9 protein-coding genes are annotated in these 11,220 nt (G+C 75.1%); 2 read left to right on the forward strand and 7 right to left on the reverse strand.

Going from position 1 to position 11,220, the window contains the following annotated elements; all coding sequences use genetic code 11:
- Positions 1-8: 8 nt before the first annotated feature.
- Complete coding sequence (locus tag AB0J66_RS28325) at positions 9-551, reverse strand: hypothetical protein (RefSeq protein ID WP_364666702.1); 543 nt, start codon at positions 549-551, stop codon at positions 9-11.
- Between the two features lie 88 nt (positions 552-639).
- Between AB0J66_RS28325 and AB0J66_RS28330 the strand changes: the two genes are divergently transcribed.
- Positions 640-1,131 (forward strand): hypothetical protein, encoded by a 492-nt coding sequence (locus AB0J66_RS28330; protein WP_364666705.1) that lies wholly within the window; start codon positions 640-642, stop codon positions 1,129-1,131.
- Here the strand turns inward: AB0J66_RS28330 and AB0J66_RS28335 are convergent.
- The 5 genes from AB0J66_RS28335 to AB0J66_RS28355 form a co-directional block, all read right to left on the reverse strand.
- On the reverse strand, positions 1,112-1,834 hold the full coding sequence (locus tag AB0J66_RS28335) for a metallophosphoesterase (protein ID WP_364666707.1): 723 nt from the start codon (positions 1,832-1,834) through the stop codon (positions 1,112-1,114). The two genes, AB0J66_RS28330 and AB0J66_RS28335, sit on opposite strands and share 20 nt — an antisense overlap.
- 17 nt (positions 1,835-1,851) lie before the next feature.
- Positions 1,852-2,688, reverse strand: coding sequence for a class II glutamine amidotransferase (locus AB0J66_RS28340; RefSeq protein ID WP_364666710.1), 837 nt, complete (start codon positions 2,686-2,688; stop codon positions 1,852-1,854).
- Positions 2,613-4,712, reverse strand: coding sequence for an alkaline phosphatase family protein (locus AB0J66_RS28345; RefSeq protein WP_364666713.1), 2,100 nt, complete (start codon positions 4,710-4,712; stop codon positions 2,613-2,615). The genes AB0J66_RS28340 and AB0J66_RS28345 overlap by 76 nt, the downstream gene beginning before the upstream one ends.
- 3 nt (positions 4,713-4,715) lie before the next feature.
- A complete protein-coding gene (locus tag AB0J66_RS28350; protein ID WP_364666716.1) occupies positions 4,716-5,297 on the reverse strand; it encodes a DUF308 domain-containing protein in 582 nt (193 codons plus the stop codon).
- 107 nt (positions 5,298-5,404) lie between these two features.
- Complete coding sequence (locus AB0J66_RS28355; protein WP_364666719.1) at positions 5,405-8,032, reverse strand: LuxR C-terminal-related transcriptional regulator; 2,628 nt, start codon at positions 8,030-8,032, stop codon at positions 5,405-5,407.
- 159 nt (positions 8,033-8,191) lie between these two features.
- Here AB0J66_RS28355 and AB0J66_RS28360 point away from each other — a divergent pair, with 159 nt between their 5' ends.
- Positions 8,192-8,626, forward strand: coding sequence for a hypothetical protein (locus tag AB0J66_RS28360; protein ID WP_364666721.1), 435 nt, complete (start codon positions 8,192-8,194; stop codon positions 8,624-8,626).
- On the opposite strand, the gene AB0J66_RS28365 is transcribed toward AB0J66_RS28360, so the two are convergent.
- Positions 8,613-11,207 carry a LuxR C-terminal-related transcriptional regulator gene (locus AB0J66_RS28365; protein WP_364666724.1) on the reverse strand — a complete coding sequence of 865 codons (2,595 nt, stop codon included), beginning with the start codon at positions 11,205-11,207 and terminating at the stop codon, positions 8,613-8,615. The two genes, AB0J66_RS28360 and AB0J66_RS28365, sit on opposite strands and share 14 nt — an antisense overlap.
- Positions 11,208-11,220 lie beyond the last annotated feature (13 nt).

The following is an 11,220-nucleotide window of genomic DNA, read 5'->3' on the forward strand; positions in this document are numbered from 1 at the left end:
CGCATGACTCAGCGCCGGTCGCGGCTCCAGCGCGGGCCGACCTCGAGCCACTCGCGCTCCCAGGCCCGGTAACGGCGGCGGTCGAGCACCGACCGGCCGATCCGGTGCAGCCCGGCGGTGGCCGCGGCGGCGCACAGCACGACGGCCACCCCGACCATCGTGCCCTGCGAGCGGGGCTGCCGTTGCGGCGGCGCGGGCCGGGGCACGCCGCGGTCGTCGACCCAGATCATCACGCTGCTGCCGGCCATGTCGTTGGGCGTGACCGGCACGGCGCCCTCGCGGGGTTTGCCGTCCGGCCCGGTCCAGGTGGCCTGGGCGGTCAGCGTCGCCCCGGTCCGCCCGCCGACCGAGGCCACCGGGTTGCCGCGCAGCACGGCCTGGGTCTCGAAGACGTGCCCCTGCTCCCAGCGCTGGGCGGCCAGGTCGGTGCGGTACGCCTGCTGCCCGGCCCACCAGCCCAGCAGCGGCGCGGTGAACAGGAACGCCATGACCAGGCTGAAGACCATCAGGCTCTCCACCCGGTCGGTGGTCCGGCGCAGCTCGTTTCGCACGCCTCCCAGCATCCCCGGGCCGGGCCGCGAGAGGGTTCACCCCGGCCGGATGAGTCCGGTCGTGTTGCCCTCGGCCAGGCTCGACGGCATGGCTCGCACATGGATTCCGCTCCGGGGCGACACCGAGGAGGCGACCGCGTCCGGCATCTACGGGCTGATCGTCGGCGCCGCCGTGCTGGTCGCCGGGCACGCCTCGACCGCCCGGGCGGTCGTGGTGGCGGTGGTGGTCACGCTGGTCATCTACTGGGCGGCCGAACGGTACGCCCGGATCGTGGCCGAGCGCATCCATCAGGGCCACCGGCCGGCCTGGAGCACCGTGCGCGCCCAGCTGACCAGCGGGTGGGAGCTGGTGACGGCGTCGCTGCTGCCGCTGCTGGTGCTGCTCGCGGTGAAGGTGACCGGGGCGACGCTGATCAGCGCGGAGCTCGCCTCGCTGGCCACCACCACCGTGCTGCTGTGCATGGCGGGCTGGCGGATCGGCGCCGGCGGCCGGCTCACCCTCAACGAGCGCCTGCTCTCCACGGTGGTCGCCGGGGCGTTCGGCGCGGGCCTGATCGTCCTCAAGACCCTGCTGCACTGAACCGGGGCACCTCGACCACCCGGCCGGTGTACCAGCCACCGCCGTCCAGGTAGCGCTCGGTGATCCCGAAGGCGTGCGGCGCGACCGCGATCAGGCTCCACGAGCGGGCCACGCCGCGCATCCGGTGGCTGGTCGCGGTCCCGGCCACCACGACGACGGTCCCGTCCATCGGCAACACCCGGGGCACGTGCGTGTGCCCGGCCAGCACCAGGTCGGGCCGGCCGGCCCGGCGGACGCGACGCCAGCCCGGCAGCCGGCCGGCGAACGGCGGGTGGTGCAGGGCCAGCAGCCGTACGTCACCGGCCGGGGCCTCCCCCAGCACCCGCGCCGCCAGCCCGGCCTGGCGGCGGGTCAGCCGCCCGTTCTTCCACCGCCACCGCGGCATCGACTGCAGACCCAGGGCGGTCAGGCCCGGGATCCGGCGGACCGGGTCCAGCTCGTCGGTGATCCAGCTGCGATACCGGCCGTACGGATGAAGCCCGCGCCGCCAGCTGACCAGCGGCAGATCGTGGTTGCCGGCCACCACCAGCAGCGGCCGGGGCAGCCGGCCGAGCAGGGCCCGCGCCGCCCGGAACTCGCGCGTGCGGGCCCGCATCGTGTGGTCCCCGGTGACCACGGTCAGCGCCGGCCGGGCCGCCACCACATCGGCCACCAGCGCGGCCGCGGCCCCGTCGTCGTGGGCGCCGAAATGCAGATCGGACACGTGCGCCACGAGCAGGGTCAAGGGATGGCCGGCTCGAAGCGGCCCATCTCGTCCTCACCCTTCTGGATCACGCCCCAGCTCGACTCGGGCACCGGCTGCCACGCGCCCTTGAGGTCGCCCAGCGGCTCCGAGACGACCAGCCGGGTCTCGTCGGAGAGCCCGCGCAGCCGCTTGTCGTCCGGGTAGAGCTGGTGCAGCGCGCTGATGTCGGAGCTGTAGAACAGCGACCGGCTGTGCCCCTCGCTGGAGTAGCGGAAGGCCCAGATCCGGTCGCCGTCGGTGGTGGCGACGGTCATCTGCAGCGGATCCGGCACGCCGTGGGCCCGCGCCACCGACTCGACCAGGCCGGCCATCCGCTCCACAGCGGCGATCGGCCGGTCCCGCAGGCCGTACGTCAGGGCCAGGTGGAACATCACCTCGGAGTCGGTCGACCCGGCCAGCGACGGGTAGAGGTCGGGGTCGATGGCGAGCACGAGGTCCCGCTTGAGCTTGGCGAAGTCGCGGATCGAGCCGTTGTGCACCCACAGCCAGTTCTCGTGCCGGAACGGGTGGCAGTTGGTCTGCTGCACGGCCGTGCCGGTGCTGGCCCGGATGTGCGCCAGGAACAGCGGCGAGACCGTGGCGTGGGCCAGCTCGCGCAGGTTGGCGTCGCTCCAGGCCGGGCCGGCGCCGCGGAACAGGGCCGGTTCCGCCGGGCCGTCCATCGGGTACCAGCCGACGCCGAACCCGTCGCCGTTGGTCGTCTCCACCCCCAGCTTGGCGTGCATGCTCTGATCGATCAGGGAGTACTCGGGTTTGACGAGGAGCTCGTCGAGGCGGACGGGTGTTCCGGAATAGGCGAGCCAGCGGCACATGACGGATCCCTTTCATCATCGAGCCAGGAACGGAGCAGGAGATGTACGGCGTCCGCGCCGAGCAGATCGGGCGGCGCGGCCCACTCCCGCGGATGAATCAGCAGCGGCCGGTCCTGCCAGCCGCCCAGGCCGCCGTGGCAGCCGATCAGCTCCTCGAGCGCGGCGACCTCCTGCACGTCCGCGTCGAACAAGCTGTTGACCAGCAGATCGCCGGTGTGCGCGAGCCCGTCGTGCCGCCGCAGATCGTCCGCGGCATACGGCCCGAACCCACCGAGCGGGTCGACACCCTCAACGCGATCACCCTCGCCTCCGCCGCCCGTCCCGCCACCGCCGAGCAGCCGGCGACCGCCGCGGCCGAGCACGACAGGCCCGTCCCGGGCCGAGCGGGCCATCACCCAGCCGACGCCGGGGTGGGTGACCAGTCCGTCGATCAGCTTGGGGTGCCGCTCTTCGATCTGCTCGAGAGTGGCCCGCCCCGGCACCCGGGCCAGATAGATCAGGGCCAGGTTTCCCGAGGCGGCCACAACGATCTCGGGACGGCCGATCTGTTCTTCCTCCGGTGGAGGGTTCGCCGTCAACCCGGCCCGGAGCACGCGGGCACGGCCCTCCTGCTCGTCGTCCGCCGGCGCGAGGACAGTCGCGTTCGCAGGGTCCACGCCCGACACGACGTCACCATGTGGCGCCTGGTCACCATGAGGGGCGGGCGGCCGGCGGGGGACGGCCGGCGCGCTGGGTTGCGTGAGCTGGGCGACCAGGTCCTCGAAGCGCAGGCCGTAGCGCTGGGCGAAGGTCGCTCCCTGGCTCTGGCCGTGGTCGGAGAGGATGACGAAGCGGTACGGCCGGGGCGCGGCCCGCGCGACCTCCTCCAGGGTGGCCAGCACGGCGTCGATGCCCTCGAGGGAGGCCAGCGCCTCGGGCCGGAACGGGCCGGCGTGGTGGGCGATCTCGTCGTAGTCGACGAAGTCGCAGTAGACGGCGGGCGCCCCGCGCATGACGTGCTCGGCCACCAGCGCGAGGTTGAGGTGGCGCAGCAGCACGTTGGTGGCGCCGCGCAGCAGGACGTAGCCCCAGTCGCGGCCGATCCGCGGCTCGACCCGGCGCAGCCGCCGGCGGCGGGCCTGGTAGAGCTCCTTGACGATCTCCCCCACGGTCAGCACGAGCGAGCGGGTCAGCCCGAACGGGTCGAGCAGGTAGGCGCTGACGTAGCGGTCGGGGCCGCGCCGGCCGCGGACCGTGCTCATGGTCAGCAGCGAGGTGGGCGCGCCGCCGGAGAAGACGTTGCTGACGCTCACCCCGCCGTCCGTGAGCAGGCCGCCGCCGCAGCGCTGTTCGACCAGGGCGGCGTCGGCGGGCCGGTTCGTCACGACGAGGCGGCCGGCCCCCTTCTCGTACCACCGGAAGGCCGGCACCTGATCGCTGGCCCCGTGCAGGAGGCCGGCCTGACTGGCCGGCGTGGTCGCCGGCAGCCGGGCGTGCCACTCGGTCAGCGTGTGCCCGGTCCGCAGCCAGCGGCTCAGCGTGGGCAGGTTGCCGGCCTCGGCCGCCCAGCGGGCCAGCGGCGCCGACAGCCCGTCGATCTGGATGAACACCACGCCGGGGTCCTCGGTGCGGGTGACGTCGCCGCGCAGGCGCCGGTGGGCCCGGATCAGGTGGCGGGTCACGACGCCCGGCTGGCCCGCGGTGACCACCCACAGGCCCAGGCTCATCAGCGCGGCGCCGAGCCAGGCGGCCCAGAACGCCGGCCAGTACCCGTCGACGTGGATGCCGGGCGACAGCTCCAGCGCGAGGTAGACAATCAGCGCCTGGGTGACCAGCCAGCCGACCACGACGCCGGCCCAGCCGATCCAGGCGAACAGCGCGGCCAGCGCCGGGCGCAGGACGGCGCCGAGCAGGCCGACCGTGACGGCGACGGCGAGCAGGTCCCAGCCGCTGCGGGCACTGATCCCGGGCAGGACGGCGACGGTGATGGCGGTGGCCGCCCAGCCGAGCACGACGACGGCCACCGTGCGGGCGGCGGCGCCCATCGCTCAGGGCGCCGCGCGGCGCAGGGAGAACGCCAGGACGATCTCGCCCAGGCCGACCACGATGCTGCTGATGCCGGTCAGCAGCACCAGCGCGGTCAGCGACAGGCCGGGGGCGAAGAGCAGGATCAGGCCGGCCACGATGGACAGCAGGCCGACGCCGAGCAGGCCGGCCCGGCGCACCCCGGTCGCCCGGTAACCGGCGATGATCTCGGCCAGGCCGCTCAGGATCCAGGTCACCGCGAAGATCAGGGCCAGCACGGTCAGGCGGGTGACCAGGTCGCGCAGGCAGAGCAGCCCGCCGACGAGCACCACGATGCCGACGATGCCGGTCAGCACGTGCTCGCCGGCGCTCTTGCCGCGGCCGGGCACGAACGCGCCGACGGTCCAGGCCGCGCCGCTCATGAACAGCCAGATGCCGACCATCAGCGCCATGATCCGCAGGCTGATGTCGGGCCAGGCGAGCACGGCGACGCCGAACGCCGTGCCGAGCACGCCCGTGACGAGCATCGCCCACCACGGGAACGGCTGGGACCGCGCGTCGGCCAGCAGATCCTGCGGCCGGGTTCTGATCGTTGCCTCGGTCATGGGCTCAGCCTCGGCCCCGCCCGCCCCGGGGTCCTCATCCCGGGCGAGTGAGCAAGCACCGACGACCGGCGGCGGGCGAGCCACGAGGGACCAGGCGGCGGTCCGGATCAGAGAAGCCCCGCCTGCCGGGCCTGGACGACCGCTTCCCGGCGGCGGCCGGCGCCGAGCTTGCGATAGATCGATCGCATGTGGGCCTTGACCGTGTTAACCGAGATGCCCAGACTTTCCGCGATCTCGGCCGCGGTCAGCACGGTCGGCAGATATTGCAGCACGTCGACCTCGCGCTCGCTGAGCGGGTCGGCCGAGGGCAGCCCGGTCAGCAGCGGGATCTCGCCGGTGATCTCGGCCAGCACGCCGTCGCCGGCCGGCCGGCGCGGCTCCGTCAGCCATTGCTGCCGGCCGGCGAGCACCAGCACCCGTTCGGGGTCGAGCCGGCGGAACGGCCGGCGGATCCGGTCCGGCTCGGCCGCCGCGAGCGCCTGCCGGAGGGCGTCGGAGGCGCGGCCGCTGCGCCCGTGCGCGTCGGCCGCGAGCGCGGTCAGCACCCAGGCCGAGACCACCGCCACCCGGTCCGGGCCCTCACGGGCGAGCGCGAGCAGCTGGTCGGCCGCGTGGAAGTCACCGAGGGCGAGGTGGCCGCGGGCGAGGCAGAGCTGCTCGGCCGCGGACAGCGGGCCGGCCGAGTACCGCTTCACGACCGCAGCCGGCTCGCCGAGCGCGAGGTCGATCTCGGCCCCGGTCAGGTCGAGGGAGCGGTCCAGGACCGGCGCGGCCAGCCACGGGCCGGCCTCGGCGGCCGCCTTGGCCAGCACCGAGCGGGCGGGCGCAGGCTCGCCCCGGTCGAGCAGCATGCGGGCCCGGACCACCGCGGCCAGCCCGGCCATGACCGTCTCGGGGAGCTCGCCGAGCGCCTTGAGCGCGCGGCGCAACGCCGCCTCGGCCTCGGCGTCGGCGCCCCGGTCGAGCTCTACGAGCGCCTGCGCGAGATAGGCCGGCACCAGTGCCGTGTGGGCGAGCGCGTCGATGCGACGGGCGGCCTCGATGGCCGCGCTCGCGTGGCCGGCTGCCTCGGACGGCGAACCCTGCCACTGGACGAGCAGGGCCACGTGGCCGAGCGCGTTGATCTCGATGAGCGGGGTGCCGGTGACCCGGGCCGCTGACGCCGCCGCCCACAGGTAGCGGTCGGCGTGGTCGAGCCGGCCGGTCCAGAACAGGGCCGCGCCCTTGTTGTTGAGCACCATGGCCCGGTACGGCAGCAGGGACGGCAGGTTCTCGGCGTCGAGCCGGGTCAGCTCGCCCAGCAGGGTCGTGGCGTTCTCGATCACGGCCGGCATGTCGCCCCGGCGCCGGGTGACCGCGCCCGACTCGAGCACGGCGACGGCCAGCTCGACCTGGCCGCGGTAGCCGGGCGCGTACGTCTCGAGCATGGCCCGGGCCCGGGCCAGCCGCTCGGGCAGGGCGGCCAGGTCGCCGTCCGCGTAGCGCAGGATCGCCGAGCAGAGCACGAGCTCCGGGGTGTCGGAGAGCCGGCCGGGCGGGATGCGGCGCAGCACCGCGATCACGTCGGCGTGGTCGGCCGAGGCCACCAGCGGCAGTCCACGGCCGGCGAACAGGCGCCCGACCAGGCCCCAGTCGCCGGCCGCGGCGGCGTGCCGCAGCGCGGTGAGCCCATGGCCCTGCCCGTTGTGCCACTGGGCGGCCAGCAGGTGCAGCCGGGGCACCTCGCCCGGATTGTCCAGGGTGGACCGGTGACGCAGCGCGGCCCGGAACAGCGGGTGGTAGCGGAACCAGGGCCCCGAGCCGGTCCGCTCCACGAACAGGCCGGCCGCCGCCAGCTGCTCCAGGATCTGGTGGCTGTGCTGCTGACCGGTGAGGGCGTCGGCCAGTTCGCCGCAGATCCGGTCGCCGACGCTGGTGCGCAGCAGGAAGAGTTGGAGAGGGGCGGGCTGCCCGGCGAGCACCTCGCGCATGAGATAGTCCTGGGCCGCGGCGGCCGGGCTGAAGCCCTCGGGCGCGTCCAGGGCCAGGCGCAGGCCGGCCGCCCAGCCCTCGGTCCGGCGCAACAGCTCGGCCAGCCGCTCGGCCGGCAACCGCCGCCCGGACTGGGCCGACAGCTCGGCCACCTCGGCCCCGCGGAAGGCCAGATCGGCCTGACGGATCTCGGTGAGCTCCCCCGCGGCGCGCTCGCGGTGCAGCGGCAGGCCGGGCTCGCCGCGGGTGGCCAGCACGAGGCGCAGCCGGCCGCCGGAGCGGGCGACCAGCGTGGCCAGCCCGGCCAGGGACCGCTCGCCGGTCAACTTGTCCAGGTCGTCCAGGACCAGCACGGTGGTGGACGGCAGCGTGGCCACGGCCGCCGCGACCCGGGAGGCGAACTCCAGGTCGTCCTCGGCCGGCGGTGGGCCGGTCCCGGGCAGCGGGTGCCCGGGCGGGACGGCCCCGGACGTGCGCAGGGCGAGGATCAGGTCGGACCAGAACGCGTACGGCTGGTTGTGCTGGGGCTCGCAGGTGAGCCAGGCGATCGGGCCGGCGGTCGAGCGGGCGGCCGCCCACGAACCGGCCAGCGAGGTCTTGCCCCAGCCGGGCCCGCCGCGAATGAGCGTCACCGGCCGCCGGACGCCCTCGTCGAGCCGCTCGGCCAGCCGGCCGCGCCACAGCAGCGCCGGCGGCAGCCGCGGACCGGACGGCCGGGCCCCGGGCGCGGGCACGGCGCGGCCGCGCACCACGGAATCGCCCATGTCGCCTCCAGGTGGGTGCGGCGGCCGGTCACCTCCGTCACCGAAACACACCGGGCAGACAAGCAACAACCCCCGGTATTCGCAGGTGGGGAAGAAATCTCCGGCCTTCACCCCGAGCGCATGAGGCGCCGGAGCGGCCCTGGGCCCATGCTGTCCGGCATGTCGAGCTACGCCACCGAACGTCCCTCGGACGCCGCCCCGGCCCCGGCCACCACCGGGTGGATCGGCATCGTCGTCTTCGGCGGCATCATGCTGATCGTCTCCGGCGGTCTGCAGGCGCTGGAGGGGTTCACCGCCTTGTTCCGCGACGAGGTGCTGCTGGTCGTGCCGCAGGACCTGCTGGTCGAGCTGAGCTACACCGCCTGGGGCTGGGTCCACCTCTCGCTGGGCCTGCTGGCGATCGCGGCCGGCCTCGGCGTCCTCGCCGGCCTGCTCTGGGCCCGGATCGCCGGGGTGGCCATCGTCTTCTTCGCCACGCTGGTGCACGCCACGTTCCTGCCGGCGGCGCCGGTGTGGTGCACCCTGCTGATCGCGATGGACATCGCGATCATCTACGCGCTGTGCGCGCACGGGCGCGACGTCAGAGCAGGTTGAGCTGGCGGGCCCGGCGGACCGCCTCGTTGCGCCGGGCCGCCGAGAGCTTGCGCAGGATGCTGCGCACATGCGTCTTCACGGTGTTGACCGAGACGTACATGCGGGCCGCGATCTCCTCGGTCGGCAGCATCTCGGCCATCCCCCGCAGCACGTCCAGCTCGCGGCGGCTCAACGGCTCGATCAGCACCGGCGGGGCCGCGGCCGGGCCCTCGGCCGGCGGCTCGGCGCCGAGCCAGCGGAACTGGTCCTCGGCCCGCAGCACCTTGCGCAGCTTGGATTTCACCTGGTGCAGGGGCCGGCGGTGGCCGTCCGGGGCGGCGACCCGCATGGCCCGGCGCAGCGCCTCGCGGGCGGCCCCGGCGTCGTCGGCGTCGGCCGCGAGCACGGCCAGCAGCAGCCAGGCCTCGATCGCCACCGGCACCGGGACCCGGGCCGCGTCGGCCACGGTCCGGGCCACCTCGTGAGCCCGGACGACGTCGCCGCGCGCGTGGAACAGGGCGGCGTCCACGACGGCCACCTCGGCCGGCCGCGGCGACGGGTAGGGACCGAGGATCGCCGCCGCCTCGCTCACGTGGCCGGCGGCGATCAGCAGGCGGCAATGGGCCAACACGATCGCCGAGCGCAGCCACGCGGGCGCCTCCGGCGCGGCGCCGGCCGTCAGTGTGGTCAGCGCGCTGCGCTGCTCACCCCGGGTCTGCAGGCGGCGCGCCTTGATCAGGGTGAAGGAGGCGGTGGAGAGCGCGTCGGCGCCCGTCCCGCACAGCGGCTGGGCCGCGCGCAGGTGCCGGTCGGCCGCCTCGACGTCGTAGCGCTCCAGCGCCACCCAGGCCAGGGCGACCTCGGCCGCGCCGGGCGCCCGGGGGCCGGTCAGCCCGCACTGGACGGCCAGGTCCAGGGCCTGCTGGGCGTAGGTCTCGGCCCGGCCCAGCCGGCCCCGGTGGGCCTCGAGCAGGGCGAGGCGGCGCAGGCAGTCCACCTTGAGCGACTCGCTGCCGACCGGGGTCATGGCGGCCGCCTCGGTCAGCGCCTCCACGGCCCGGTCGACCGCGCCGGCGTCGCCGTGGGCCAGCCCTTCGGCCGCCCGCAGCAGCGCCGGCAACTCGGGGTGGCGGGCCAGGCGGTCGGCCGGGGCGACCGACAGGAACGTCCGGGCCACCGGCACGAGCTCGTCCACCCGGTGCGGCTCGGCGCCCCGCACGAGCAGGATCCGCATCAGGAAGCAGGCCAGGGTGAGCCCGTCCCCGCAGGTGCTGCCGTGCAGGCTGAGCAGGGTGCCGGCGTATCGCAACTGCTCGGCCGCGCGCAGGTGGTCACCGTCGCCGTAGGCGATGGCGGCCCGGACGAGGACCGTCTCGGCGTCCGCGAGGTGCTCGGGCAGGCGGGCGAAGAGACGGCCCAGCCGGCCGGCGCTGCCGTCGATGACGAGCCGGCCCACCGCGTAGTCCTCGATGACCATTTTGGCCGCCGTGCTCCAGTCCCCGGCCCGGACCGCGTGGTCCACCGCCTCCTCCAGCCGCCCGTGCTCGGCCAGCCAGCCGGCCGCGCGCTGGTGCAGCCGGCCCACCAGGTCGGGCTCGGCCCAGGCCAGCTGGGCCTGCAGCAGCTCGGCGAACAGCCGGTGGTAGCGGTAGACGGGCACCCCCTCGCCGACGGGCTGGATGAACGCGTTCTCCCGGGTCAGCTCGGCCAGCAGCCGCGAGGCGTCAAAACGGCTGGTCACCGCGGTGGCCAGGCCGGGCGTGAAGGTGTCGAGCACGCTGGTCTCGAGCAGGAACCGGCGCACCTCGGGCGCCTGGGCCCGCAGCACCTCGGCCGTGAAGTACTCGGCGACCGTCGAGTCGTCGCCCGAGAAGGTCGCGACCAGGCGCTCCGCGTCCTCGCTGACCTGCAGGGCGCAGGCGCACAGCCGGATGCCGGCCGCCCAGCCCTCGGTGTGCGCCAGCAGGGTGCGGCGGTGCGGCGCGGCCAGCGGCACGCCGTGCAGCTCGAGGAGGCGGGCCGTCTCCCCGTCGGTGAAGGCCAGATCGGCCGTACGGATCTCGTGCAGCTCCCCGGCCAGCCGGTAGCGGTGCAGCGGCAGCGGCGGGTCCCACCGCCCGGCCAGCACGACCCGCAGGTTGCCGGTGTGCTCGAGGAGGAACTCCAGGCCGGCCGCCCAGCGGTCGCCGGGCAGCTGGGAGGCGCCGTCCAGGATCAGGACGACCGGCGTGGGCTGCGCGGCCAGCACGCCGGCGAGCCGGGTCAGCAGGGCGCGGCTGGTGCCCACGCCGGGTGCCGAGGGGACCAGCGCGGGCACCGGCACCCCGGCCCGGCGCAGGCCCTCGACCAGGTACGTCCAGAACGCGTCATCGCTCTCCACGGTGATCCAGGCGGTCGGCCAGTCCACTGCCCGGCTGCGCACCCACGAGGCGAGCAGCTGGGTCTTGCCGCCGCCGGCGACGCCGGTGACCAGGGTGACCGGCCCGTGCACACCCTCGGTGAGCCGGTCGCGCAGCACCGGCCGCTCCACCATGAAAGGCGGAGCCGCCGGCACGGCGAACTTGCTGGCCAGGATCGCGTTGTCCGCGAAAGTCTCGAGCACGACTCCCACCCTT

The sequence above is a fragment of the Actinoplanes sp. NPDC049598 genome (assembly GCF_040675435.1).
In the GTDB taxonomy this organism is placed as follows: Bacteria; Actinomycetota; Actinomycetes; order Mycobacteriales; family Micromonosporaceae; genus Actinoplanes.

Excerpts from the sequence above, each read along its gene's own strand:
- AB0J66_RS28330 (WP_364666705.1), top strand. The coding sequence starts at position 640 with ATGGCTCGCACATGGATTCCGCTCCGGGGCGACACCGAGGAGGCGACC.
- AB0J66_RS28340 (WP_364666710.1), bottom strand. The coding sequence starts at position 2,688 with ATGTGCCGCTGGCTCGCCTATTCCGGAACACCCGTCCGCCTCGACGAG.
- AB0J66_RS28345 (WP_364666713.1), bottom strand. The coding sequence starts at position 4,712 with ATGGGCGCCGCCGCCCGCACGGTGGCCGTCGTCGTGCTCGGCTGGGCG.
- AB0J66_RS28350 (WP_364666716.1), bottom strand. The coding sequence starts at position 5,297 with ATGACCGAGGCAACGATCAGAACCCGGCCGCAGGATCTGCTGGCCGAC.
- AB0J66_RS28355 (WP_364666719.1), bottom strand. The coding sequence starts at position 8,032 with ATGGGCGATTCCGTGGTGCGCGGCCGCGCCGTGCCCGCGCCCGGGGCC.
- AB0J66_RS28360 (WP_364666721.1), top strand. The coding sequence starts at position 8,192 with ATGTCGAGCTACGCCACCGAACGTCCCTCGGACGCCGCCCCGGCCCCG.